This window comes from Pedobacter cryoconitis, assembly GCF_014207135.1.
GTDB classification, from domain to species: Bacteria; Bacteroidota; Bacteroidia; order Sphingobacteriales; family Sphingobacteriaceae; genus Pedobacter; species Pedobacter cryoconitis_D.
Genome location: NZ_JACHCC010000001.1, coordinates 532,302 through 558,351, shown reverse-complemented (window position 1 = coordinate 558,351; position 26,050 = coordinate 532,302). Strand labels below are relative to the sequence as shown.

The following is a 26,050-nucleotide window of genomic DNA, read 5'->3' as shown; positions in this document are numbered from 1 at the left end:
GTATCTTTAGGTATCTAAAATCTCCTAGTGTTTAGGATTTTCATCAAATGAATAAGCAAGTGAACTGTTGGTACCTTTCAAATATCTCGCAGCATATTGCTGATGCAAACCGGCAGATTGTTTGACTCCATTCACAACCAGCTCACGTTCAGTCAATTTATAGTTCAGTTTTTTGGTTTGACGGATTACGCCATCCTGCAACAATTGTCTGTTAATATCATCCGTTTCATCAGACATATCACCACTACGGTCAGTAGTTATCGTTACTACTTTGCGGGCACCTGTGATTTCATCATTGACTATCGTACGTTTATTATTCCGTTTTCTATCAACCGGTTCAACAGGAGGAAGTGGCGGTACCGGAGTTGCAGGTACTACCGGAGTAGCAATCCGTAAGTTAACAGGAACCGGCACAGACATCGGAGCATCAGGGGCTTTGGGAGCCTCAGGCATTACTGCGGTAAACTCTGGTGCTTTCGGGGCTTTTACTTTCCCGTTAGCCGCCACATCTCTGGCATATTTCTTCATATCTACAGCATATTGTTTCGCTGCTTTGTCATATCTCGCTGCCGCCTTCTGATAATCTACCACTTCCTTATTATAAATAGCCGCAGCTTCTTTGGCAGCATCCTGATCAGCCTGCTTAATCTCATTGATCTCGCTCACGGTATGATGTTCCTCTGAAGCAGATACTGTTTTACCACCTGCCTTATCTACAGATACTTTTCTCTCAATAACTCTGACCTGTTTCTTCCTTTTGGTCGTATCCTGAACGGCATCTGCCTGTATTTTAGAAACCACCTTTTGAATAGCTTTAGCCGGTTTAGTGATATTGGTAAAAGCCGCAGTAAATATCAAAGTAGAAATCAGGACTAAGGTCAGTATAGTTTTCTCCATTTTATTCAGGGAAGAACTTTGGTTAAAAACCATTCTGCTTACGCGCTCCAGCAACTGGCTCCTTTTCCCTTTAATTCCCATCGCATATTCCGGAACATTAAACTGAAATTCCTGACAGGAAATCAACGCTTTAATATATTCCTTTTTATTACTTGTACAGGATAAAGCCAGGTCATCACAGCAATTTTCACGTTCTTCTTTAATCAACCGGGATACCCACAATACTGCCGGATTAAAGAAGAATATAATCTCAATCAGACTTTGCAGAATATTAATCAGATAATCCCTGCGTTTCACATGCGCCAGTTCATGACATAGTATAGCCTCCACCTCAGTTGTGGTTAAACCATTTAACATACCCAGCGGAATTAAGATAATTGGTTTAAGATGCCCTGCAACCATAGGCACTTTGGCAATCCCCGACTGCAACAGCTTAATACTTTGTGTAATCCCCAGTTTTGCAGAAAGTTCATTTACTTTATCTTCCCAAACACTTCCAGCGCTAAAAACACTCGTATTTTTAAGATAGTAAACAGTATGCAGACCAGCCATCAGCTGAATAGCTTTAGCACAAATAATCAAAAACCAAACCAATACAATCTGTGCAGCATAAGAGTTCCACAGATACATTAAACTGCTCATTTTATTGAATACGACAGTATTTACAGTTTCTGGCAATGGGGAATCTGCAACAGCTCCCGTCACCTGCGGCGCATTCAACTGAAATGTATTTATCCGCTCTATGGCCTGATGATTTAAAGCCTGGCAGAATATAAAGACCATCGCTACAACAAACAGTCCCAGTACACCAGTCAATAGATTATACCGGGTTGATGCTGTACTTTTTCTTGTGCTAACGATAATCAGGCTTGTTACTAAAGCCAGGATTGTGCCTACCCAAAGCGAATGAAAAAGGGTAATACCTAAGGCATGGACCCAGTTTGAAGGTAATAAGTTTATAAATTGAAATTCCATAATTGTGGTTCTTAAATTATTTTGAATTCTTGTTATTTATCGAGCTTACTCAGCAACTCTTTCATTGCTTCTATATCTTCTTTCGACGTCTTGTCATTGTCCATCAGCTGCATCATCAAATTAGTAGCCGATCCTTTATATAAAGTGTTAACAAAACGGTCGAGCAAAAGGCCCTTAGTCTTCTCTTCAGCTTCTACCGGAATATAAATATGTTTCATCTGGCTCTCATCACGTTTAAGTATCCCCTTCTCAGCCATGATCTGCATTTGCTTTAATGTCGAAGTATAATTCACGTCTCTCTGCTCATTCAGTTTATCATTGACCAGACGTACAGTTGAAGGACCAAATTCCCACAAAACCTGCAGGATTTCCAACTCAGCTTTTGTAGGTTCCGGGATCATATTTCTAAGTTCTTGATTATTCATAGATTAAAGGTAGGAAACTTTTCGTACGAAACAAATATTATGTGAAATATTTTTTAAATGAATGGCTATATTTGAGATCTAATACTCTATATGCGTTATTTAACCGTTTTTCTTTTAAGCTGCTTATCTTATTTTACAGCTCTGGCACAAGTTCCCCAGTCAGGCTTATATAAATTAAATACACAACGCAACAATTATTTCGGGGCCAGTCATTATGCTGAACAGTTCAGGCCAATTGATGATTTTATGTCAATGCAGATTATCCCTCATCGTGAAGTTACTGCTTACGGATTAACTTACGCTATCGTCGCCGTTAACAAAACTCATACAACGGCCAAGATTGCTTTTTTAAAAGATACCGTTACCGAAAAGGGAAAACAGATATTTGCTGCTACGACCAAAAATCCGCCGGCGGATTACAGTTATACCAAAGGCCCGTGGTTCTCGCAGCTGTTCGCAATCAAGGATGGTAAACTTACTCCTTCCGATGATTTTGACAACTATTTTCCCGGTCGTATAGATCTAACAGGCAAATGGTTCTTTGGTCAGAATGACTATGACTTGTTCGGTATTTATAAAGACCCGAAAATTGAAGATAAAACTTACAGAGATACCATCTCAGGGAATTACAGATCTGGTAAAAATTACATCTTTGAGCAGTCCTTTTTCAATTATATGGGAAAAAGCACAACTCCTTATGTCGATCTGCTTTTTAATGAAAACAAACCAAAAATCCCATTGTATGCCCAGCCAAATTCAAAGGCACTGATTAAAAATTACTTTGAAAAAGGCGAGTACATAGCTGTCAGCAATGCAGCATCAGAAGAATGGTATGCTGTTGATAAAATTGAGGTTTGTAAAGACAATCATAAATATTACAGTACCGATTACGGGATGATAGCCGGTACAACCTATCCCAATACTATTTCCGGCTGGATAAAACTGGAGGATCTTGTTTCCAGTCCATGGGTAAAACAGAAACAGCAGACCAAACAGTTCAGCTTTGACATTTCTGCAACGACACCATCCCCCGAAGAAAGCGCTTATAGTTCGGATGGCGGAACAGTCGATGCGATCAGAATTATCAATAAAAAAACAGGAAAACATCAGCTCATTCTCAATGTAGGTGCCGTTTTACGGTCAAATCAGAATGAGGTGATCCAGGTACAGGATTGCAATTTTGATGGTTATCCGGATATTAGTTTACTGATGCAGACCGGCGGAGCAGGTCCAAATGACACCCATAATTTCTATCTCTACAATCCCCAAACCGGAGATTTTGAATATAATGATGAACTATCTCAGTTCCCCCAGATTCACATAGACACAAAAAATAAGCTGATCAGCACCGGCTGGCGAAATGGAGCTGCAAATCATGGTGGCGAAACTTATACTTACATTAATAAACAACTTGTCAAAACGGCCGACTGGAATCAGGCTGCTTCAGCTGGTTATTTTGTTCAGGAAAGCAAAGGTGAGCTGATTGACGGTCAATGGATTGAACAAGAGAACAGAGGTATTGACCTGTTAACCTCAGCCGCTGTTTACAATAGCCCCGATGAATTAAACAAGCCAGTAGAAACTGTATCCAAAGGTGATTATGCTTATATAACAGCCGAAAAGCCCTTGTTTTTCTTTGCCGAGATCACCACTGCTACCAATCATAAAGTTAAAGGATGGATTAAAAAGGAAACTGTTTTCCCAGATAACTGGTTAGGATATACAGCCCAAACGCCCCTATATAAATTCGAATCTGTTAAAGATGCCAACTCTCAGCCAGTTGCCCTTCGGGTGACCAGGCTATCAGATCAGAAAGTTATACAACTAATTACAACACTCAATGATGCGGATACTACAAACAATATACTTTACGTTGATGATTACAATTTTGATGGCTTCCCTGATTTCAGCCTGAGAGCAAGTTCAAAAGACGACACTGAAAACAATAATTTATACGAAAACTATTACTTTTATGACCAGACTGAAAGTATTTTTAAGTTGGATACCTTACTTTCCAGTTTACCAAATGTTAACTTTGATCCGGTTGCAAAAACAATCAGCAGTATAGAAACAAAAAAAACGGGCACTACATTGACCAGCTATCAGAAAATTTTTAAGATAGTAAATGGTAAATACACCCTTTTTGAAGAAAAACAGAACCCTGAACCAACAAACAAGAAATGAAGAACATCCCTGCCATATTCTCCCTGATCGTATTGTTTAGTACTTTTTCTATCCAGGCCAGTGCACAGTATTTCCATGTCAAAAAAGTTGAAGACGAAAATGAATTGTCCTTCCTGATACTTACCGGAAAAACACCTGCCGAAAACCTGATCAATACTTATCTGCAGGGGCAAGAGTTAAATCTCCTGCCAGGAAAACAGAAACAGAGCTACTTCGAGAATATAGCACCGGCAAAGGGTTCAACTACTGGGGTTACCGAGTTAAACTATCAGGTACTGACTAACTCTTCCAGAGTCTTTTCTGTTGAAATCAACAGGGAATATACCAGTGGAAAACTCAATGAATCTTCCACTGTTTACAATTTCGATGCCCGGACCGGGAGATTTATCCAATTGAGCGATCTACTTACTAATGAAGGATATAAGGCTGTCCGGAAATTTGTAATCGCCGACCGTAAAAAAAGACTGAGCAATTATCTGAAAACTGCAAAAAACCCAGCTGATGCGGATGCTACAAAAGTCTATACCGAATGTCTTAACAGCATGACCGGGGATGACCTGAACGAAGACGACCTGAAGTTCGGTGCTAACGGATTATCTTTAACCCGTAAATCATGCTCAGGCTCACATTATTTTCAGGCTCTTGAAGATGAGGCCAATGTTTATGCCAATCAACTCAGCATTAAATTTCTCCTGCCTCATTTAAATGACTACGGGAAATGCCTCTTAAAAATTAAAAGTGAAAATTGCCTATTTTCTCCCGTAACTGCATTGCGTAAGGGAGTATATAAAGGCAAAATAAACCAGATGTATCCGATCACACTACTGATCACCTATCTTAAAGACAAATCGTGTTATGGGACTTATTTTTATGATAAATATGGCAAGCCAATCGACTTCTCTGGTACGATAGGAAAAGATTCTGATCTGCTACTTAAGAAAACGCAGTCTGATGACACTAAAAGCAAACCTGAAGTGTTTAATCTCAAAATAATGGCTGACGGTAGTTTAACAGGAAACTGGGGCGATGGAGAATACACCTTCCCTCTCCATCTTGTAACATTTTAGATACCAGATAATTCATGTCTTACGAATAGACATCTTTGTATATTATATTAATGTTTTTGAATATATGAAATATGCTAAGTATCTAAAGATATTATTCCTGTTTGCAGGAATGATTCTTAGTGCAAAACCAATTCTTGGTTTCGGCATTGTTCAGCATGCAAAAACAGATGGCGGCCTGAATATTGAATTGCTCCAAAAGCTCTTCAGTAAAAGGAAGCAGGATTACCTGGATGATGACCTGGCACAGGTCGTTGCCATTCAACAGGGATTAACCGATTCCGATTTAACTTTTATCTGGAGTATATGCCGTTTCTTTCTCGGCGTTATTACACCTCTGCTGGTTTTCAGTAAAGCTACGCAGCGTTACCTCCGTGAACTGGATCTACAGCTTCAGCCCGAAAGGGCAATTTATCTTTCTACTGGAAAGCTGACTATCTGAGATTGATTTTTTTGTTTAAAATGACCTGCTGCAAAAACAGACAGGTATTAAGCTATTTATCATTTCTCATTTTTTGTTATGCATCTTTTCAAAAAATCTGTGGGTTTATTATTGCTGCTTGCCCCTTTTTCACAGGTATCGGCCCAGCAGCAACCCACCTTAAAATTAGCAGACTTACTGTCCCGGGTATCTACCCAGGCACCATCTTTACAGGCTGATTCCTCGGCAATCAATATTAGTAAATCCATAGCAGAGGATACCCGCTATAATTGGTTACCATCCTTAAAATTAAATTACCAGTCAGACCTGGGTACCAATAACAACGTACCTGGTGCCTATTTTGGTTTTGGCATAGTACCCTCAAATTCGGGGGGAATCAGGCCAGCCAATGTTTCCAGCACAGCGTTATCCAACCTGGGTATCGCTACACTGGACTGGGAAATCTACAATTTCGGCGGTTATAAAGCCCAGAATAAAGTCGCCAGTTCAACCGTGAAGGTAGTTCAGGATCAGTATAAACTATCCAAATATCAATTACAGGGGACTGTCATTGAAGATTACCTGCAATTATTCCATTTTCAGAACCTGCTTCATATCCAGGAAGAAAATATCCAAAGGAATCAGCAGATCCGTACTTCTATCCAGTCTCTGGCGACCAGCGGGATCCGCGCCGGTGTAGATACCAGCATAGCCGAAGCCGAGTTATCCAAATCAAGATTAACACTGATTGAACTCACCAATAAATTCAAACAAATTCAGTTACAGCTTTCGGCCCTGAGTGGTATCCCCTATCAGAACATCGTCGCAGATACAACAATGGTTCAGCCCTTGCTGAATATCAATCATCAGCTGAGTTCAGGAAATAGTAACCCTTCAACACATCCGCTGATTACTTATTACCAGTCACTTTATCAAAACAGCAAAGAGAAAGAAAATCTGGTCAAAAAGACCTACCTGCCCAAAGTCCTGCTCGAAGGAGCTGTCTGGGGAAGAGGGTCTTCAATCAGTAATGCGAATCAATTTGACGCTTTAAACCAGGGATGGGGATTGAGCCGCAGCAATTATCTGGTCGGTATTGGTCTGAGTTATAATCTGACCGATCTCAAAAGGAAAAAGTTAAAATTAAACACACAGAGAAACACGAGTATTTATGAAGAGAAAAGGCTGGCGGAGCAGAAAGTAAACCTCGAAACCAGCATCCATCAGGCTGATGTCGAGCTACAGACTTCCTTAGACCGTCTGGCTGAGATCCCTCACCAGCTATCAGCTGCCAATGCTGCTTACCGTCAAAAGTATTCCCTTTATAAGAACGGACTGATCGATCTGATTGAGCTCAACATTGCACAGAACCTGTTGTACAGGGCAGAAGCCGATTACGCTACTGCCAAATACGCGTTTTTACATGCAATGTTTGAAAAAGCAATCACACAAAATCAAGTTCAACTCCTGCTTAATCCTTAAAATAATTATTATGTCACTAGTCACTTCAGCACTAAAAAGGCCCATCACTACCGTTGTCGTTACGATGAGTCTGTTGATATTTTCTGTGTTGAGCATCCTGAAAATACCAATCGATATTTTCCCGCAGATCAACCAGCCAACAATCTATGTTATAGAGTCCTATGGAGGGATGTCACCCAAACAGATGGAAGGATTTTTCTCTACCCGCTTGCAGGATCAGTTTCTCTATGTCAACGGGATTAAGAATATCACTTCTAAAAATATACAGGGACTGACCATACTCAAACTGAGTTTCTACGAAAGTACAAATATGGCCGAAGCTTCGGCGCAGGTAGCTTTACAGGTTAACCGGGCAATGGCCTTTTTCCCTCCGGGGGCACAACCTCCGCAGGTAGTTCGTTTCGATGCTTCGTCTTTACCTGTAGGTCAATTGGTTTTATCCAGTAAAAGTGAAAGCTTAAAGGAAATCAATGATATGGCAGCTACGAAAATCCGTCCGATGTTTTCGTCGGTACCCGGACTTTCAGCCCCTCCCCCTTTTGGTGCGAATGCGCGCTCTGTTACCCTAAGTCTGGATCCGGATAAAATGAGGAGTTACAGTCTGACGCCCGATGAAGTCGTAGATGCGATGGCTAAATTCAACGTAATGTCTCCTTCAGGAAACCTGCGTTTGAAAAATACGATGTATATCACCACACTAAATTCGCTGGTAGATAAAGTAACAGAATTCGGAGATATCCCTGTAACTGTAAAAAACGGTACGCCTGTTTTAATTAAGGATATTGCCCGCGTGGCTGATGCAGCCGATGTAACGGTTGATTATGCTTTGATTAACGGAAAAAGATCAGTGTATATCCCGGTTGTAAAGACCGCTGATGCCTCCACCTGGGAAGTGGTTAAAGCCGTTAAAAGCAAAATCCCTGAAATGCAGAACCTGCTGCCTGATGATGTGAAGATCTCGTATGAGTTTGACCAGTCGGTATTTGTAATCAACGCTGTTAAGAGTTTAATGAGTGAAGGAGGACTGGGTGCATTACTGACCGGTCTGATGGTTTTATTATTTTTAAGAGACTGGAGAAGTAGTCTGATCGTAGTCATTACCATCCCGGTTTCTATTCTCATCGGTGTGCTGATGCTGAGCTTTTTCGGTCAGACCATTAACATCATGACACTCAGCGGGCTGGCCCTTGCGATCGGTATCCTGGTCGATCAGGCCACTGTAACCATAGAAAATGTCCATCAGCATCTGGAAATGGGGAAACCTAAAAGAGTAGCTATTTTTGATGCTTGTGAAGAAATCGCTTTCCCTCTTTTACTAATCCTGTTATGTATCCTGGCTGTATTTGCTCCTTCATTTATGATGAACGGAATTCCGAAAGCCATGTTCTTACCATTGTCACTCTCCATCGGTTTTACCATGATTGTGTCTTTCGTTATTGCCCAGACTTTAGTCCCTATTTTATGTAACTGGCTGATTAATGCCAGTCAGTATCAGCATTACGATCATCAGCATGTTCATGCCCATGCCGGAGAAGCTTTAGACAATGCCGAAATAGATCAGGTAGAAAGCCATCTTCAGGAAGAACAGGCGCATCCTGAAAAAAATGACCTGTTTGAAAAGGTGAAGATGCGGTATATCAAAATCATCAGCAGTCTGATGAAGATCAAAAAAATCATGATTCCGGTTTACCTGGTACTTGTTTTAGGCATTGCCGGACTTTGTTTTGTCATCATTGGAAAAGACATGATGCCAAAACTTAATAATGGCCAGTTCCAGATCAGGATCAAAGCACCGGACGGAACAAGGCTGGAACGTACCGAAGAAGAATTAAAAAAAGTGCTGGGTATTATAGACAAGACAGTAGATCATAAAGTGCTGATCAGTTCTGGTTATGTCGGGCTGATCCCCAGCAGTTATGGTACAAGTAACTTATATATTTTCAACACGGGTACCCATGAGGCTGTCTTGCAGGTCAATCTTGATCCTGAATATAAGGTTAATATGGATGAGTTAAAGGATGTCTTACGCAAAAACATAGCTTATGCCCTGCCCGAGCTCAGGATTTCTTTTGAGCCTATCGATATGACCGAAAAGATCATGAGTCAGGGAGCAGCTACCCCGATAGAAGTACGTGTGGCTGGAAAGGATATGGATCAGATCAAAAACTACGCAACAGAACTGGTCAAAAAAATGCAGAAAATCAGTTATCTGAGAGATGTACAGATTGCACAGCCACTCAATTTCCCGGTTATCGCTATCCAGCTCGACAGGATCAAGGCAGCTCAACTTGGTTTAAATGTCGAACAAGTTGCCCGTTCAGTGACAGCAAGTACTTCGTCAAGTCGTTTTACGCAAAAAAACCAATGGCTGGATGCTAAAACAGCTTACACCTATCAGGTACAGGTAGAAGTTCCTGAATTTGTGATGAACACGATGGACGAGTTGAAAGAAATCCCTTTGGTCAAAGGACAATCAAGTCCTGTACTGGGTGATATCGCCACCTTTAAAATTAATTATGTCCCTGGTGAATATGACCGTTCAGGCCCGAGAAGATTCCTGACAGTAAGTGCTAATATTAACAAAACAGATCTGGCCACAGCCACAAGCGATGTGTCTAAAGCTGTACAGTCTATGGGAAAACCGGCCAAAGGTTTACTGGTCGAAATCAAGGGGATGTCAACGCTCTTAACCGAAACACTTGCGGGCTTACAGAACGGACTGATCTATGCGATTTTAGTAATCTTCCTTTTGCTTGCTGCCAATTATCAGTCATTCAAACTTTCCCTGACTGTATTATCAACAGTGCCAGCGGTAATATTAGGTTCATTACTGGCCTTACTCCTGACAGGATGTACACTGAATTTACAATCTTATATGGGTATGATTATGTCCACCGGGGTATCCGTAGCCAATGCTATCCTGATTGTAACGAATGCAGAAAAGCTGAGACTGGATTACCATGATTCGACTAAGGCTGCAATTACCAGTGCATCTATCCGGCTCAGACCAATCTTAATGACAAGTCTTGCCATGATTGCCGGTATGATTCCAATGGCATCTGGTATGGGAGAAGCAGGTGAACAGACTGCTCCCCTGGGTATCGCTGTTATAGGTGGGCTGTTTGCTTCCACCCTGGCTGCTTTATTCGTCCTTCCACAGGTATTCGCTTCTATTCAACGTAAAACAACTTATCAATCACCTTCTTTAATGCCCGAAAATAATGAAAACACAATATAAATTATCCGGTTTGACCCAGGGTAAATACTGGTTACCAGCATTTTTACTCCTTCTCAGTGCCTGCGCTGGCAAAGAGAAACCAAATGACCTGTCCGGCAAAGCCAAACAAACAGATAAAAAGTATGACATTGGTGTTATTACCCAGAAAGGTCTGGCCAGCGAAGTCCGGTTACCGGCAGAACTCAAACCTTTCGAGGAAGTTGCCATCTATCCTAAAGTCAATGGATTTGTAAAGAATCTTTATGTAGACCGTGGTTCAAAAGTTAAAAAGGGCCAACTACTTTTAACGCTCGAAGCACCGGAAATAGAGGCACAGTTACAGGCAGCACAATCACAATACTTGCAGTCTATGGAAGTATACCGCGCCAGCGAAGATAAGTACAAACGTTTAAAAGATGCTTCAAAGGAGGCCGGAGCAGTTTCTCAGTTAGATCTGGACAATGCGCTTTCTAAAATGAAAGCCGACCAGGCAACTGCCAACGGACAACGTTCCAATGTCAATTCGGTAAAAACAATGCAAAGTTACCTGACTATCAGGGCACCATTTGACGGGGTAATTGTACAGCGTAATGTCTCTGCAGGAGCCCTTTCTGGTACTTCCAAAACCGGACAGCCTTTATTACTCATCCAACATCTGCAGAAATTGCGTCTGGAAGTGCAAATTCCGGAGGCTTATGTAGATAAGGTAGATCTTAAAGCTCCTGTAAGTATTAGTTTCACAGCTATCCCGGGGTTAAATCTTCAGAAAATGATCAGCAGATCGGCTAACTCACTGGGTGGAACCCGGACTGAGGCTATTGAGGTCGATGTACAGAATGATGACCTGAAACTAAAACCGGGTATGTACGGAGAAGTTAAAATCCCACTGCTTTCTGCGTCGAAATCTTTACTGGTACCTAATGATGCAATTGTACGTTCTACCGAAAGACAATTTATCATCAAGGTAGTTCAGGGAAAAGCTTTACTGACTGATATTAAGGAAGGACTTGCTGGCACTGATTCTACTGAGGTTTTTGGAAATCTGAAACCAGGTGATCAGATTGTGATTCATGCCACAGACGATATTAAACAAGGCACAAAAATGAATTAATAGAAAAAGGGTAGTTAATCTTCAGGATTAGCTACCCTTTTTCATTACTGAGACACAGGGAAGGTAATTGGAACCCTATAGTTTGCTCTTACAATCTGACCATCTGTGGTAGCCGGAACCCATTTTGGAGATGTCTTCATCACCCGGGCAGCTTCGTCCCCAAACCCCAGACCAGGATCTCTGAGAATCCTCACATCTGTGATTTCTCCATTTTTCTCCACTACAAAAGATAAAAAGACCTTTGCTTCCATATTAAAATCCTTAGCTTTTTCGGGATGCTTTGCAACCGATTTAACATAACTATCAAATTTATCCAACCCTCCCGGAAAATAGGGTTTTGTTTCGGTGGTTACATAAACCTCCTGATCGTTGTTATTTACGGGTCCTTGTCCCGGGTCAGCAATCTGGTTTACATATTTTTCCTGGTCTTTTTTACCAAGAGCAAGGATGATGATTTTATCCAGGGGTTTATATCCTGCTACCGGACGTAGTCCCTGATTTTTCAAGGCATGCGCTGATCCGGTTAATTCAAAAGATATTTGTATGGTATAATTACCATTTTGAGAACTTTTAAAATCATGATATGAAAGTAATACCTTTCCGATTTCAGTTCCGAAACCGATACCATCTGATTCATAAACAGACGTTATATTTTTGACCAGCCCATTCTCGACGCTGAATTTATACTGATTAGTTCCGCTAAGGTCAGCATAACGGGCATCTTTTGGGTATTTGATGTTCGTCTTTAGAAAAACATAAAATTTATCCCAATCCGGATTTACCGAAAAAAGATGATGGGGCTTATCCCGTTTTTGGGCATCGTGAGCGACAACAGGTAAGGATATCAGCGTAAAAAAGAAAATGAAGCCATATCGGTATAGCAAAGATTTTTTTTGTAACATAGGCAGATTCTGATGATCAGGAACTGATCTTATTTGATGAACAGCAAAACTAGTGAAATTATCGCCAAAGCATAATCTCAGCTAAAAACCGGGTGATATTGTACTTCCCTATCTCAATTAGCGGTATCAAAACTAAAAATGTTGATTTCCAAAAGCTATGATTTTCTTTACTATACGAATATGAAAATCTCATATATTCGTATAACTTAACAATCTTTACAAACAGACCTTCCTTGTTAAGCAATAGTGTAGATCTGAATTTTATAACGCTTTTAATCTATAAATATGTTCGGGGAATTTTTTAAAAGAAAAAAGATCAGCGTGCCTGAATTTCAGGCCTTAGAGGCTTCTTTGTTAAAAGACAAGTACTTTATTCGCGTAAAACCCTGGGATTGGTTAAATAAGAAAGAAATTTATGTCGCTTCTAAACTGAATGATAGGCCAACGATGATTACTATGGATTTTTGGCCTCAGGAAATTTATTTGTCTGCTGATGGACAAATTACTGTTTCAGAATTTATTCATATCGCCGCAAAAAAGTTCATTGATAATAATCATCCTGCTCCAGAACATTTAGATGCGGAGCTTATTGAACAATTGGAAGCTCTGGTTAATGAGATGAAGATAGTTGAACTTAAGGTGGCTAGAACAGATTTAAACCCAATTGTTGTCCTGCCAATGTCGAAACAGTTAAATGCCGGTGCTTAAAAGAAATTTTAATTTATCTTCCATACAAGGCGGTAATCTGGAATAAAAAAGCCCTTCATTTCTGAAAGGTTGCGATGTATACTAGAAATTTGATTATTCCTCATCCTCTATAATGTTCCGGTCTTCCCATCTGAGATATTCTCTGTACCATTCAGAACATTGGATAAATATCTCCGGCAATTTATCTTCCTCTAATGTGAAATGAACTGCAAACAAATGGTTTTCAACCAAACCATAAATATTTAGAAACTCAAATTCATAAGTTTTGATGCCTGTATTAAAATTAACACCATCTACTTCATCCAGCGCTACCACTTCAAGTACGGTATGAGAAACATTATGTTGTATTACGGTCCTCCCCTTAAGCTCGTTACCCAGATGTTCGCTTGGCTCTAAGAATACTATTTCAGGCAGTTTAAAGTCTATAAATTCCATAAGCGCTAAGCTAACGTTTTTCAATTCAACCTTCAATAGAAAAGCTCAGAGTTTATACTTACAACTGAGCGAAACATAGCGGTTTGGATTATCTGTCAAACAAGCTCATTTTAAATGCAGTGGTATCAATATGCAATTGATGTAATCGCTTATTTACGACGCTTATTGCATATTTAAAGGTTGGTAAATCGACCTGCATGGTCTTGTCTCTGGTCGACCGAACTGTCATGTATACTTTAAGATTCCGGTATTTTTTGAGGAGAAGAAATGGTGTAAAACCCTGCATATTTTCCTTGATCTGTGGCTTATCGTTGAAGTTGATACAGTATGCTGTACTGTACTTTTTACCTAAGCTTAAGTCAATGGTTTTGTCTCTAAGTCTTGCGGTGTTATGCGGAATTTCGTCAACAAGGTCATAGAACATAAACTGGAGCTTTAATTTCCCCACGACTTTATCAAAAACACTTTCTGATGTCTGAAATGATTGCTGATCGCTGGTCGTGATGATAGTAACCACACCAATATGATCTGGTCTTTGCACAAAAGACTTATTAAATGCTTGTCTGTCTTCTGCTGATTCGAAAGCTACACCTTTAATATCAGGGACCAGTTTAGCCAGAGCTCCACTATCATTGGTATACAGGTATACCGGCCCAAATGTGGGTAGTAAATTTTCTATAGAGGCAATGGTGTTCCGTTCTTTGTTATATTCTTTTATGCTAAGCTCGTTTTCTTGATTTACCTTTCGGTTGTACAATATGGGATATGTAATGGAAATCAGATCAACAATAACGGATATCGCAATGATAAAAATGATAACCGGGTGCCATAGCTCAGCGTTCTCAATACTGGATATCAATTTTTTATACTCATCTGTCTCCCGGAATGCGGCTGCATATTCCTGGTCTCGATCTTGCTGGCTTTCTTGTCGTTCGGCCTGTTCAAACTGTTGGGCACTCCCGTACTGGTCATATTTATTGCGTCTTTCCGGATCACTTAGGGTTTTATAGGCTTGATAGATTTCGGCGAATTTTCTGGTGGCGTTCTCATCTTGCTTATTTTTGTCAGGATGATATTTGTGCGCCAGTTTTCTAAAGGCTTTTTTTATCTCTTTAATGGTTGCTTTCTCTCCAATTCCAAGTGTTTTATAGTAATCTACGCTATTCATACTTTAATTATTGTTTAACTTGTATTTAAAGGCATATAAGTGATTAACTAGTGCCAACATAGGTTTTATTTTATCATCAGGTATATTCCAGGCAAATAACCGCCTTACTTAATTCATTATCGTGGAATAAAAATACCTGATCTGGAGTCAACATTTGAGCAGACAGTAAGTTAAGGAAATTTAACAACTTATAATCTAATACTACTTTCATAGCTTAGGTTAACACAAGTTTCGTCCTACATAGAGGCAATTAATCACCATAAGCCTCTCTTCAAAAAATCAGCCGATGTCGCATCCACGTACATCGGCCGGCTTATTAACTATTATTTACCTAAACTTGTCAGAGCAACGGGCGTTGATGACAATATCTTTATTGGGTGCTGTTGTATTGTAAAGACGGAGAAGTCTCTTTTTTCATCTGCTCCCTTTTCATCTTTTTTTAAAATATTTTCTGCCAGACATATTCTACAAAACTGATCACCATCGAAATACCCAAAACCAACAATACACGATCAGGACTAAGCAATTGATTTTTAATAGATTTAATCCCTTTGACGATATGATCTCCAATAGTCGAAGTAGAAATCCCCAGCAGTTTACTGACCTCCTCATATGATTTACCCTCCAGCTTACAAAGCACAAATACTTTTTTTCTTTGGGGTGGAAGAGAATCTACTGCCTGGAGCAATAATTCCTCTTCTGCACCGGTTACTATAGACTCAATCGGTTGATGTGTAATTTCGGAAGCCAGTAGCTGAAGATTTTGCAACATCTGTTTGTCACGCTTAACCTTACGGTAGAAATCAGTTAATGTATTTCTGGCCATCCCAAATAAATAAAACCGGAATGGCTTGTCAGATCTGAGTACTGCTTTCTTTTCCCATACTTTAATGAAGACATCCTGAAGCAGCTCTTTCGCCAGGTCATCATCTCTGGTCAGTTTCCTCAGATTGCAGTAAATCCCACCGCTATGATCTCTGTAAAGTTGTTCAAATGCATTTCTGTTTCCCGCCCTGATATGACTGATTAATTCTTCGTCACTCCAGCGCATATTTTCTACAGTTTTCACTCTCATATTGTCATTTACTCCCACATAATTCTATAACTAATTAATATCCAATGTTAAATACTTTTTTCTAATTCAACAATACTGTTGAATGTAATTCTACACTTATAGATTTAGAAAAACGTTTTTCTGATATTAAAAAGGGCCTGTTTTTTTTTGCTTTTTTTTCAAGGTCTCTCCTATCCGGCCAGAACCGCCCTGGAGAACCAGGTCGCATTTTTTGCTTAATGTTACCAGGATATGTAACAAAAACGTCGTTTTCGGGTCTTAACAATACACTAACTAAATGTTGCTGAATTAGCCTAGATGATTAATCAAAGAATCATAAAAGAATAATTTAACAAACTTTAACTCTATTTAACAATCGTATTAACACATCTCCTAAGAATTTAGTTATATATTAGCCTCATACTTAACCGATATGAAATTATTTATCCTGCTTTTTTTCTGCCTTTTTTCTATCACTGCCCTGGCACAAGACCCCTGGTCTGTCAAGGGATCTGTGACTGATCACACCTCTGGTGCAAGTTTGCATCATACGACAATCAGCGTGTTGCGCGCTAAGGACTCTACCCTGGTCAAATTTTCCCGGGCTGGTGAAAACGGTAACTTCAGTATTCCCCACCTGCCAAAAGGGAAACTGTTTTTATTGGTTACCTACCCCGGATACGCAGATTATGTGGAACCGTTCAGTCTGGACAGCTCCAAAACCAGTGTTGATTTTGGGAAAATAAAATTAACGCTCAAAGCAACCCTTCTTGCCGATGTGATCATCAAAGGAAAGGCTACTGCCATAAAAATCAAAGGTGACACCACCGAATTTAATGCCTCCTCCTACCAGATCCAGCCCAATTCAAAAGTAGAAGACCTGCTGAAACAATTACCAGGTATACAAGTAGATAAAGATGGAAAGATCACTGCCCAGGGCCAGAAGGTAAACAAAGTACTCGTTGACGGAGAAGAGTTCTTTGGAGATGACCCCACCCTGGTGACTAAAAACCTGAGAGGTGATATGGTAGATAAGGTCCAGCTCTATGATAAAAAGAGTGATCAGGCTGCCTTTACAGGTATAGATGACGGTCAGAAGGAGAAAACCATCAATATTAAACTTAAAGAAGACAAAAAGAACGGTTACTTTGGGAAACTGGATGGAGGTGTCGCGACTAACAAGTTTTACCAGGGACAAGGCATGTTTAACGCTTTTAAAGCCAAACAGAAATTCTCTGCTTATGGTACTATTGCCAATACAGGTAAACTGGGTTTAGGCTGGGAGGATAGCAATAAATATGGTTCAGGTGCCGATAATGTTCAATTCCAGGATGGAGGTGTTTCTTTCTCTTTTGGAGGAGGTGATGCGCTTGATTCGTACAACGGACAATACAACGGTCAGGGTATCCCGCTGGCCAGAGCCGGAGGTTTACATTACGATTCCAAATGGAATAACGATAAAGAGTCAATCAATGCAAATTATAAAATAGGCTCATTAAATGTGGACGGTACAAAAAACATTTTGAGTCAGAACAATCTGCCGACAGGAATTATCAATTCGAACTCGGACGAACAGTTCAATAACTATATGTTCCGTCAAAAACTCGACGCGACATACCAGGTAAAACTTGATACTACATCTAATTTAAAACTCTCGGTAGATGGAACTGCAAAAAACAGTGAAGCACACAGTACATATTCAGGAAACAGTTCATCTAATGGCCTGCTATTAAATAAAAGCCTAAGAACCGTGTCCAACAATGAGCATGATAAACTTTTCAATGCAAAAGCGTTCTGGACAAAAAAGCTAAAGAAAACAGGCCGTACTTTATCTTTAAGTCTCAGTGAATCGATTAAACAAAGTGAAACTAAAGGATTCTTAAACTCTGAAAATGATTTCTTCAATTCCAAAGGTGTTAAAGACAGCAGCCAGATTGTAGATCAGTATAAGATCAATACCATTAAATCTTCCATATTTACCGGCAGTCTTGCTTATACAGAGCCTTTATCAAAAACTTTATCACTTATTCTGAATTATGGACTCGGTTTTAACAACAGCAGCGCCAACAGAAAATCATTCAATAAGGCCCCAGACGGGAATTATACTATCCTGGATACAGTCTATAGTAATAATTATAAGCTAAATCAATTTTCTAACCTGGGTGGAGCTATCCTGAATTTCAAAAAAGATAAGACCACGATTAACTTCGGAACTAAGGTTTCACTGATCAATTTTGATCAGAAAGACGTGATCAATAATACCAGCTATAAAAGAAATTTCGTTAACTGGAATCCACAAGCCAGTATCAGGTATAAATTCAGTCAGCAAAGATCTTTGAATCTTAGCTACAACGGTAATACTACCCAGCCATCCATTGACCAGGTACAACCCGTAAGAAATAATACTGACCCCCTAAATATCAGATTAGGTAATCCCGACCTGAAGACCTCATTTACCAACACAGTAAACCTGAATTATTACTCTTACAAAGTTTTAAGTGGCCAGAATATCTATATAGGTGGTAGTTACAATTTTACATCAAATCCTATAGTGAATAGTGTAAATACGGATGCAACTGGTAAAAGCGTTTATCAATCTACCAATCTCTCCGATAAGCAAACCAGCAATTACTATTTATACGCCGGATTTGAAAAGAAGTTAAAATTTATGGATCTGAGCCCGGGTATCAATTTCAACACTAACGGAAATACCTATTATAGCTATATCAATGGTTCATTAAACCAAACCAATTCCAACAGCTATTACGCCGAACTCTCTTTATCAAAGTATAAAGAGAAAAAATTTGAAGGCCGTATCTCTTTTGGCCCTTCTTATACGACCAACCAATCCTCTTTACAGAAATCAACTAATGATAACGGCTGGGGATTAACTGGAAATAGCAATTTCACGGTTTATTTACCTGGTAAATTTGAGTTCGGTTCGGATGCCAGTTATCAATATAGAGCAAAAACACAGTCTTTCGCGACAGATTTTCATCTGCTGCTGCTAAATGCCAGGATCAGCAAAAAATTCCTGAAATCAGAAAGCCTGAAGTTCTCGATTGCTGCAAATGACTTACTGAACCAGAATGTAGGTTTCGACAGAAATGCGAATGGAACTATGATTACACAAACCAGCTACACTACCATTAAAAGATATTTTATGGCTTCTCTGAGCTGGGATTTTAACAAAATGGGTGGTGCACCTACAAAAAAATAAGCGATGAAGAACCTGACATTAATAACCCTGACCTGCCTTTTAATTGGCTCCACGACTCCCTTGTTTGCACAAAATGCAAGATTTACCACAGAAGGAGTAATCGAATTTGAAAGAAGTAACAATATGTATGCTATGATCCAGAAAAGGATCAATAAAGATAACGAAAGCTATCTTAACCAGGCTTTTGAACAGTTTAAAAAAACATCACCGCAATTTAAACTCACTAAAAGTACCCTGACTTTTTCTAAACAGACAACCTTGTTTAAACCCACAGCGGACAGCTCTCCCCCAGTTCCGTTTTTCGGTGAGGATCCCTCTGTAACTCAAATCAATACAACCTATACCAACCTGGCTACCAGCCAGCAGGTTACCCAGAAGAAAGTCTTTGAAGAAACCTTTCTGGTTAAGGACAGCACCAGGGCAATCAACTGGAAAATAACTGATGAAACCAGAGAGATTGCCGGTTTTAACTGCCGCCGTGCAAATGCACTGATTATGGATTCTATTTATGTAGTGGCATTTTATACAGAACAAATTCCTGTTTCAGGTGGTCCGGAATCATTCAATGGTTTGCCTGGAATGATCTTAGGACTGGCCATTCCACATGAGAATGTAACCTGGTTTGCAAAATCGGTAGCCGACAGACCGGTAGAAAACTCTCAGCTCGTTGCACCAACCAAGGGCAAAGCCACTGATAACAAGGCATTAATGAATACTTTGACCGCAGCATTGAAAGAATGGGGCCAATATGCACGTCCCATGTATAAGTGGTTTTTAATGTAGGTTTTAAAAAAGAGCTTCCTGAGCAAATTTAAAATTATTAGATTTGCTGATAACCAAATTTAATAGAGACAAATGAGAGAAGTAGTTATTGTATCAGCATTAAGGACAGCAATTGGAAGTTTCGGCGGGTCACTGTCGGGTTTCACAGCTACCCAGTTGGGTGGTTTTGCCATTAAAGCTGCTGTTGAGAAATCGGGCATTAAACCAGAAGATGTACAGGAAGTATATATGGGTAACGTTTTATCTGCTAATTTAGGTCAGGCACCAGCTACTCAGGCCGCTAAATTTGCCGGATTACCTGATGTTCCTGGTACCACAATTAATAAAGTATGTGCCTCTGGTACGAAAGCGATTATGCTTGCTGCACAAAGTATTGCTCTTGGACAAAATGATATTGTTGTTGCCGGTGGAATGGAAAGCATGAGTAATGTTCCCTACTATCTTGATAAAGCAAGAACAGGTTATAGATTAGGACATGGACAAATCACTGATGGTCTGGTAAAAGATGGCCTGTGGGATGTTTACAATGACTACCATATGGGTTCGGCTGCCGAATTATGTGCATCTACCTGTAATATCAGTCGTGAAGCACAGGATAATTATGCGGTAAGTTCTTATAAAAGAGCACAGGCTGCACAAAATGATGGTAAATTCAATGCAGAAATAATTCCTGTAGAGGTTGTTGACCGCAAAGGAAATGCAACTATTGTAGATAAAGATGAAGATGCCTGGACTGTTAATTTTGATAAACTACCAGGTCTGAAACCTGTCTTTAAAAAAGACGGTACAGTAACCGCTGCAAATGCATCTGCTTTAAATGATGGTGCAGCTGCTTTAGTATTGATGAGTGCTGATAAAGCTAAAGAATTAGGATTAAAACCGCTGGCACGTATCTTAAGTTATGCTGATGCGCAACAGGCACCTGAATGGTTTACAACTGCTCCGTCAAAAGCTATTCCTTTAGCTTTGAAAAGAGCTGGAAAAAGCATAGCTGATGTAGATTTCTTTGAAATCAATGAGGCTTTCTCTGTCGTATCTTTAGCCAATAACCAGGAAATGGGACTGTCTGAAACAAATGTTAACGTGAATGGTGGTGCTGTAGCCATGGGTCACCCACTGGGTGCTTCAGGAGCACGTATCGTTGTGACTTTACTTTCTGTTTTAGCGCAGAACAATGGAAAAATTGGTGTTGCCGGAATCTGTAACGGAGGTGGCGGTGCCAGTGCATTGGTTATTGAAAGATTAAATTAATGAAAGTGGTTTTCAAACCCTTTTTAATAGTATTCCTGATGAGCTGTGCAGTGACCAATGTCTCCGCACAGCTTAATCCGGGTACGGGAAATGCCATTACCCTTGGCAAATATCAGGATTCCCTGCTCAAAATTACCCGTACCCTGTTTACTGCCCCTAATAATATCGACCGCTTTGAACAGAACGCCAGATTTATTAAAACCCTCGTTACTGCTTTAAAAACACCTTCTTCTTTTGAATTTGAATTTGACTCCCTGCAAACGATATCTGTAGTCAGGTCACCGGATAATGCTTTCAGGATCTTCTCCTGGTATGTTCCGACAGTTGAAGGGACGTACCGGTTTTTTGGTACCATTCAGATGGCCACCAGAGACGGAAAACTCAAATTATATCCTTTGATTGATGACACAGAGCACTTCAAGGACCTCAACCAGATCAGTACGAATAAACAATGGTATGGTGCCCGTTATTATGAAGTCGTACCGCTGATCGTAGGTGGACAAAATACTTCTTATGTCCTGCTGGGCTGGAAAGGAAATACTGCCAAAACCTCTAAAAAGGTAATTGATGTGTTATCCTTCGTTAATGATGAACCAAAATTCGGAAAAGCAATTTTTCAGGGTCCTAAAAACGCCCCCGTCAAAAACAGGGTAGTATTTGAATACAACAAACTCAATTCCATGACCTTAAGACTCGATAAAAAAGAACAGATGATTGTATTTGATCACCTGGCCCCTTTTGATCCGAATATGGAAGGCAATTTCGAGTATTATGCTTCCGACTCAAGCTTTGATGGTTACCGCCTGGTGGGAGATAAACTCAAGCTGATGGAAAATATAGAATTAAAGAATGATCCGGACGCCAAGGATGATCTTTACATTGATCCTAAACCTAAAGTGATACCGGCAAAAAATTAATTTAAAAGCAAAAAACGGCCTCTATATAGCTTAAATTTGCGATTACGAGGTCATGTCCTTATATTGCGCGATGCACTAAACTGCAAACACACAAATAATTCTTGAAATTAATGAATCAAACCATTAAAGTAAAGCATCCGAGAGGACTGACTTTTCTTTTCTTATCTGAAATGTGGGAACGTTTCGGATATTACCTGATGATAGGGATATTTACCCTGTATTTAAAAGATGTGAAGGCCGGTTTTTCAATGACCGAAGCCGAATCAGCCGACCTGTATGGTACATTTATAGCCCTTGTATTTCTGACACCATTTTTAGGCGGATTAATTGCAGACCGCTATTTGGGTTATGCTAAATCTATCATTCTTGGCGGACTGTTAATGGGAGCCGGTTACTGCATGATGGCTATCCATAGTTTACCAATCCTGTACCTGTCAATGACACTGGTCATTATCGGAAATGGCTTTTTCAAGCCAAATATCTCTACCCTGCTGGGTAATATCTATTCTACCCCCGAATACGCTGACAAAAAAGATGAAGGATACAATATCTTTTATATGGGGATCAACATCGGTGCTTTTATTTGTAATTTCTTTGGTGCTGCCTTATATATTATGCTGGGCTGGGGTTATGCCTTTATTGCCGCCGGTGTAGGTATGTTCCTTGGTGTTGCCATATTTATTTATGGAATGAAACACTATAGGGCATTTGACGTTAAAAAAGGGGTAAAAGAAGGCGATATGTCCTTTCTGAAAATTGTACTGGTTATTCTGGTCCCTTCTGTAATTGCCGGTATTATTGGCTGGGTAGTCCCTACAAAATTAATGGGTCATGCCCTGGTAGGCTCGGCTTCTACCGATGCCTTTATTTTTGCCTGTGTTCCGGTAATTTATTTTTATGGCTCTTTACTGGCTAAGGCCGATAAAGACGAAAAAAGACCAATTGCGGCCTTGTTAACCATATTCGCGGTAGTGATTCTGTTCTGGGCGGTATTCAAGCAAAACGGAACAGCCCTGACTACCTGGGCAGATCGCTACACTGACCGTCACCTCCAGAATCCAGTTGCAGAGAAGACCTTCTCCAAACTCAATTTCTCACAGAATTTCACTTACGCCAAAGACTCAATCGCTTTGTATGATCAGGCCTTCCGTATTCAAAAAGAAAACGGTAACGTATTGAAAGAATATAATTACCCGACTTATTTCAAGAATATCCCAGCCGGCAAACTTCCTGCCGAAGGTGGTAAAGTTGAACTCTGGGCTACTAACCTGAGTCAGTCTATTAATCCTGCCTGGGTGATCCTGCTGACTCCATTGGTCGTTGCTTTTTTCACCTGGTTACGTGGCAGAAACAGAGAACCCAGTACAGCGACAAAAATCGCCTTTGGCTTATTTATTTCAGCCTTATCCGTTCTGGTCATGATCGGGGCAGTTTATTCGGGCCATAATGGTACTGAGAAAGTTTCTGTATTATGGCTGGTAGCTGGTTATGGTGTCATTACCATTGGCGAGCTGTTTTTGAGTCCTATGGGACTTTCACTGGTTTCTAAATTAAGTCCGGTAAGGATCACTTCCCTGATGATGGGTGGATGGTTTCTGGCTACTTCTATTGGAAACAAACTATCCGGCGTACTGGCAACACTTTGGGATACCTATGAGAATAAAGCTAATTTCTTCTGGGTGAACTTTAGTCTTCTGCTTTTCTCGGCAATGATTGCATTCTCCCTGTTAAAATGGCTGAATGGGATTATGGAGGAAAAAGGAATAAAATAGTTACCGGGAATAATCAATAATTAGAATTAATTTGCAAACTTTTAATTTAACAAAAATATAAAACAACATTTATGGATCAATCTGAAATCCTTAAGCCAGAGCAATTAGACGCCGCTCAAAAAGGCCATCCAAAAGGATTATATGTGCTGTTCGCTACCGAGATGTGGGAACGTTTCAATTACTACGGTATGCGGGCTGTTTTGGTGCTCTTTATGACCAAAGCCTTATTATTTGACAAAGCATTTGCGTCAAATTTATATGGAAGTTATACAGGACTTGTATATCTGACTCCATTGATTGGTGGTTTTATCGCTGACAAATATTGGGGAAACAGAAGATCTATTGTAACCGGAGGTATTTTGATGGCATTGGGAGAACTGATTATGTTCGGTTGTGCTTCCCTTTATCATACCATGCCGGATATTTCTACATTTCTATTTTTTACGGGTTTAGGCTTCATGATCTCGGGTAATGGTTTCTTTAAACCAAATATCTCTTCAATGGTAGGTCAGCTTTATCCTAAGAATGACCGCAGAATTGATGCTGCTTATACGATTTTCTATATGGGGATCAACGTAGGTGGTGCACTGGGTCCGTTTATCTGCGGATTTTTTGGAGACACAGGAAATCCTGCTGATTTCAAATGGGCATTCCTTGCTGGTGCAATTGCAATGGCCATTGGCGTAATTGTTTTCATCAAATTCAGAGATAAGTATGTACGTGATCAGAATGGGGATCTTTTAGGTTTAACACCCGCCAATCCCGACAGCAAAAAAGTTTCACCGGTATTGGTTTATCTCGGCTTATTTGCTTTTTCTGCATTATGTGTAGGGATGTTGTATATTGACGCTAAAATTGTCAGTTACCTGAGTTATCTGTTGATGATTGCCGTAATTGGTATTGCAGTGATGATCTTCACGGATAAAACCCTGACTAAAATAGAGAAGAAAAAAATCTCAGTAATTTTCATCGTTGCCTTCTTCGTATTATTCTTCTGGAGTGCTTTCGAGCAGGCAGGAGCATCATTAACTTTCTTTGCTGAAGAGCAGACTCAAAGAAATCTGGGTTTCTTTACCGTTCCTTCAAGCTGGTTCCAGTCTTTAAACTCTATTTTCGTAGTTGCATTTGCACCCATATTTGCCTGGTTATGGATTAAGTTAGGTAAAAGAGAGCCTTCTGCCCCTACTAAAATGGCTTTAGGTCTATTATTACTTGCTTTAGGTTACCTGGTCATTGCTACTGGGGTAAAAGATGTAGGTGCTGGTATCAAAGTAAGTATGATCTACCTGATCGGTATGTATGCATTCCACACCTGGGGTGAATTATGTCTATCTCCTATCGGATTATCACTGGTTAACAAACTTTCCCCACTCAAACTTTCTTCGCTTTTAATGGCTGTATGGTTCCTTGCCAATGCAGGCGCAAACGTACTGGCTGGTAAGTTAAGTTCTAAATATCCTGAAGAGGAAGCTAAAGTAGCAGAATACAAAGTGAGCCCTCTGGTATTTACCGGCAGCACTATCAACTGGAAAGAAGTTAGCAATAGCAAAAAGAATATCCAGCAATGGGAATTAAGCCTTGTTAAAAAGAACGCTCATTCTATCAGCCCTGATTCTCTGGTAGCCCTTTCTATTAATGCAGCTCAGCAGGCAATTACTATTGATACTAACAAAATAAACAGAATATCTCCTAAAAAATTAAGTGCTGAAGAAGTTAAAAAACTTCAGGTAGCTGGTGAAACAGAGGGTAAATTCGTTTTAGGTACCAATGCTGCCCAGTCCGAAATCTATATCATTAAAGGTTCTGATCAGAATGCTTCGGTAGTTGAGGTTTATAACCTTAATCCTGAGAAACCAACATTCATGGGATACACGATCAAAAATCTATATGATTTCTTTATGTTATTCGTAGTGATGGCAGGTATTGCTTCGCTGTTATTGTTCTTCTTAACCAAATGGTTACAGAAAACGATGAATGCAAAAGTATAGTCATCGATTATAAATATTTCAAAAAGGCCGTTTTTTCAATAAAGCGGCCTTTTTTTTAGATCAAAAATGTTCAGCG

The 26,050-nt window shown here is 39.9% G+C and carries 19 protein-coding genes; 13 read left to right on the top strand and 6 right to left on the bottom strand.

The features are described 5' to 3' along the window. Positions 1 to 24: 24 nt before the first annotated feature. Entirely contained in the window at positions 25 to 1,872 is a 1,848-nt protein-coding gene (locus tag HDF25_RS02245; protein WP_184622307.1) for a M56 family metallopeptidase, read from the bottom strand. 32 nt (positions 1,873 to 1,904) lie between these two features. Continuing rightward, positions 1,905 to 2,297 (bottom strand): BlaI/MecI/CopY family transcriptional regulator, encoded by a 393-nt coding sequence (locus tag HDF25_RS02240; protein ID WP_184622306.1) that lies wholly within the window; start codon positions 2,295 to 2,297, stop codon positions 1,905 to 1,907. Between the two features lie 90 nt (positions 2,298 to 2,387). Here HDF25_RS02240 and HDF25_RS02235 point away from each other — a divergent pair, with 90 nt between their 5' ends. The 6 genes from HDF25_RS02235 (at position 2,388) to HDF25_RS02210 (ending at position 11,776) form a co-directional block, all read left to right on the top strand. Then, on the top strand, positions 2,388 to 4,481 hold the full coding sequence (locus tag HDF25_RS02235; RefSeq protein WP_184622305.1) for an XAC2610-related protein: 2,094 nt from the start codon (positions 2,388 to 2,390) through the stop codon (positions 4,479 to 4,481). Beyond that, positions 4,478 to 5,548: a hypothetical protein gene (locus tag HDF25_RS02230; protein ID WP_184622304.1), complete on the top strand. Its 1,071-nt coding sequence runs from the start codon at positions 4,478 to 4,480 to the stop codon at positions 5,546 to 5,548. The genes HDF25_RS02235 and HDF25_RS02230 overlap by 4 nt, the downstream gene beginning before the upstream one ends. Positions 5,549 to 5,612: 64 nt before the next feature. Then, complete coding sequence (locus HDF25_RS02225; protein ID WP_184622303.1) at positions 5,613 to 5,987, top strand: hypothetical protein; 375 nt, start codon at positions 5,613 to 5,615, stop codon at positions 5,985 to 5,987. Positions 5,988 to 6,065: 78 nt separating this feature from the next. Continuing rightward, positions 6,066 to 7,448, top strand: coding sequence for a TolC family protein (locus tag HDF25_RS02220; protein WP_184622302.1), 1,383 nt, complete (start codon positions 6,066 to 6,068; stop codon positions 7,446 to 7,448). Positions 7,449 to 7,458: 10 nt separating this feature from the next. Next, complete coding sequence (locus HDF25_RS02215) at positions 7,459 to 10,686, top strand: efflux RND transporter permease subunit (RefSeq protein ID WP_184622300.1); 3,228 nt, start codon at positions 7,459 to 7,461, stop codon at positions 10,684 to 10,686. Then, the gene (locus HDF25_RS02210; RefSeq protein ID WP_184622298.1) at positions 10,670 to 11,776 is read left to right on the top strand and encodes an efflux RND transporter periplasmic adaptor subunit; all 1,107 of its coding nucleotides are present in this window, start codon (positions 10,670 to 10,672) and stop codon (positions 11,774 to 11,776) included. Before HDF25_RS02215 ends, HDF25_RS02210 begins: the two co-directional genes overlap by 17 nt. A gap of 44 nt (positions 11,777 to 11,820) precedes the next feature. Here HDF25_RS02210 and HDF25_RS02205 read toward each other — a convergent pair whose 3' ends face one another. Beyond that, positions 11,821 to 12,678 carry an energy transducer TonB gene (locus tag HDF25_RS02205; protein WP_184622296.1) on the bottom strand — a complete coding sequence of 286 codons (858 nt, stop codon included), beginning with the start codon at positions 12,676 to 12,678 and terminating at the stop codon, positions 11,821 to 11,823. 285 nt (positions 12,679 to 12,963) lie between these two features. Here HDF25_RS02205 and HDF25_RS02200 point away from each other — a divergent pair, with 285 nt between their 5' ends. Then, the gene (locus HDF25_RS02200; protein WP_184622294.1) at positions 12,964 to 13,386 is read left to right on the top strand and encodes a hypothetical protein; all 423 of its coding nucleotides are present in this window, start codon (positions 12,964 to 12,966) and stop codon (positions 13,384 to 13,386) included. 93 nt (positions 13,387 to 13,479) lie between these two features. On the opposite strand, the gene HDF25_RS02195 is transcribed toward HDF25_RS02200, so the two are convergent. The 3 genes from HDF25_RS02195 to HDF25_RS02185 all read right to left on the bottom strand — a co-directional run bounded on the left by HDF25_RS02195 (position 13,480) and on the right by HDF25_RS02185 (position 16,064). After that, a complete protein-coding gene (locus HDF25_RS02195) occupies positions 13,480 to 13,821 on the bottom strand; it encodes a hypothetical protein (protein ID WP_184622292.1) in 342 nt (113 codons plus the stop codon). Between the two features lie 88 nt (positions 13,822 to 13,909). Beyond that, a complete protein-coding gene (locus HDF25_RS02190) occupies positions 13,910 to 14,989 on the bottom strand; it encodes a J domain-containing protein (protein WP_184622290.1) in 1,080 nt (359 codons plus the stop codon). 439 nt (positions 14,990 to 15,428) lie between these two features. Then, positions 15,429 to 16,064 (bottom strand): RNA polymerase sigma factor, encoded by a 636-nt coding sequence (locus tag HDF25_RS02185; protein ID WP_184622288.1) that lies wholly within the window; start codon positions 16,062 to 16,064, stop codon positions 15,429 to 15,431. Positions 16,065 to 16,476: 412 nt separating this feature from the next. On the opposite strand from HDF25_RS02185, the gene HDF25_RS02180 reads away from it, so the two are divergent. From HDF25_RS02180 to HDF25_RS02155, 6 genes are all read left to right on the top strand, one after another. Continuing rightward, positions 16,477 to 19,263, top strand: a complete 2,787-nt coding sequence (locus HDF25_RS02180) for an outer membrane beta-barrel family protein (RefSeq protein WP_184622286.1) — start codon at positions 16,477 to 16,479, stop codon at positions 19,261 to 19,263. 3 nt (positions 19,264 to 19,266) lie between these two features. After that, the gene (locus HDF25_RS02175; protein WP_184622284.1) at positions 19,267 to 20,046 is read left to right on the top strand and encodes a GLPGLI family protein; all 780 of its coding nucleotides are present in this window, start codon (positions 19,267 to 19,269) and stop codon (positions 20,044 to 20,046) included. A 72-nt stretch (positions 20,047 to 20,118) separates the two neighbouring features. Further along, a complete protein-coding gene (locus HDF25_RS02170) occupies positions 20,119 to 21,297 on the top strand; it encodes an acetyl-CoA C-acyltransferase (protein WP_184622282.1) in 1,179 nt (392 codons plus the stop codon). Continuing rightward, the gene (locus HDF25_RS02165) at positions 21,297 to 22,214 is read left to right on the top strand and encodes a hypothetical protein (protein ID WP_260409296.1); all 918 of its coding nucleotides are present in this window, start codon (positions 21,297 to 21,299) and stop codon (positions 22,212 to 22,214) included. The genes HDF25_RS02170 and HDF25_RS02165 overlap by 1 nt, the downstream gene beginning before the upstream one ends. 110 nt (positions 22,215 to 22,324) lie before the next feature. Further along, the gene (locus HDF25_RS02160) at positions 22,325 to 23,986 is read left to right on the top strand and encodes a peptide MFS transporter (RefSeq protein WP_221450831.1); all 1,662 of its coding nucleotides are present in this window, start codon (positions 22,325 to 22,327) and stop codon (positions 23,984 to 23,986) included. A 71-nt stretch (positions 23,987 to 24,057) separates the two neighbouring features. Further along, positions 24,058 to 25,974: a peptide MFS transporter gene (locus HDF25_RS02155; protein WP_184622280.1), complete on the top strand. Its 1,917-nt coding sequence runs from the start codon at positions 24,058 to 24,060 to the stop codon at positions 25,972 to 25,974. Positions 25,975 to 26,050: the final 76 nt, after the last annotated feature.

Coding starts and splice junctions, on each gene's coding strand:
- HDF25_RS02245 (WP_184622307.1), bottom strand. CDS start 1,872: ATGGAATTTCAATTTATAAACTTATTACCTTCAAACTGGGTCCATGCC.
- HDF25_RS02240 (WP_184622306.1), bottom strand. CDS start 2,297: ATGAATAATCAAGAACTTAGAAATATGATCCCGGAACCTACAAAAGCT.
- HDF25_RS02235 (WP_184622305.1), top strand. CDS start 2,388: ATGCGTTATTTAACCGTTTTTCTTTTAAGCTGCTTATCTTATTTTACA.
- HDF25_RS02230 (WP_184622304.1), top strand. CDS start 4,478: ATGAAGAACATCCCTGCCATATTCTCCCTGATCGTATTGTTTAGTACT.
- HDF25_RS02225 (WP_184622303.1), top strand. CDS start 5,613: ATGAAATATGCTAAGTATCTAAAGATATTATTCCTGTTTGCAGGAATG.
- HDF25_RS02220 (WP_184622302.1), top strand. CDS start 6,066: ATGCATCTTTTCAAAAAATCTGTGGGTTTATTATTGCTGCTTGCCCCT.
- HDF25_RS02215 (WP_184622300.1), top strand. CDS start 7,459: ATGTCACTAGTCACTTCAGCACTAAAAAGGCCCATCACTACCGTTGTC.
- HDF25_RS02210 (WP_184622298.1), top strand. CDS start 10,670: ATGAAAACACAATATAAATTATCCGGTTTGACCCAGGGTAAATACTGG.
- HDF25_RS02205 (WP_184622296.1), bottom strand. CDS start 12,678: ATGTTACAAAAAAAATCTTTGCTATACCGATATGGCTTCATTTTCTTT.
- HDF25_RS02200 (WP_184622294.1), top strand. CDS start 12,964: ATGTTCGGGGAATTTTTTAAAAGAAAAAAGATCAGCGTGCCTGAATTT.
- HDF25_RS02195 (WP_184622292.1), bottom strand. CDS start 13,821: ATGGAATTTATAGACTTTAAACTGCCTGAAATAGTATTCTTAGAGCCA.
- HDF25_RS02190 (WP_184622290.1), bottom strand. CDS start 14,989: ATGAATAGCGTAGATTACTATAAAACACTTGGAATTGGAGAGAAAGCA.
- HDF25_RS02185 (WP_184622288.1), bottom strand. CDS start 16,064: ATGAGAGTGAAAACTGTAGAAAATATGCGCTGGAGTGACGAAGAATTA.
- HDF25_RS02180 (WP_184622286.1), top strand. CDS start 16,477: ATGAAATTATTTATCCTGCTTTTTTTCTGCCTTTTTTCTATCACTGCC.
- HDF25_RS02175 (WP_184622284.1), top strand. CDS start 19,267: ATGAAGAACCTGACATTAATAACCCTGACCTGCCTTTTAATTGGCTCC.
- HDF25_RS02170 (WP_184622282.1), top strand. CDS start 20,119: ATGAGAGAAGTAGTTATTGTATCAGCATTAAGGACAGCAATTGGAAGT.
- HDF25_RS02165 (WP_260409296.1), top strand. CDS start 21,297: ATGAAAGTGGTTTTCAAACCCTTTTTAATAGTATTCCTGATGAGCTGT.
- HDF25_RS02160 (WP_221450831.1), top strand. CDS start 22,325: ATGAATCAAACCATTAAAGTAAAGCATCCGAGAGGACTGACTTTTCTT.
- HDF25_RS02155 (WP_184622280.1), top strand. CDS start 24,058: ATGGATCAATCTGAAATCCTTAAGCCAGAGCAATTAGACGCCGCTCAA.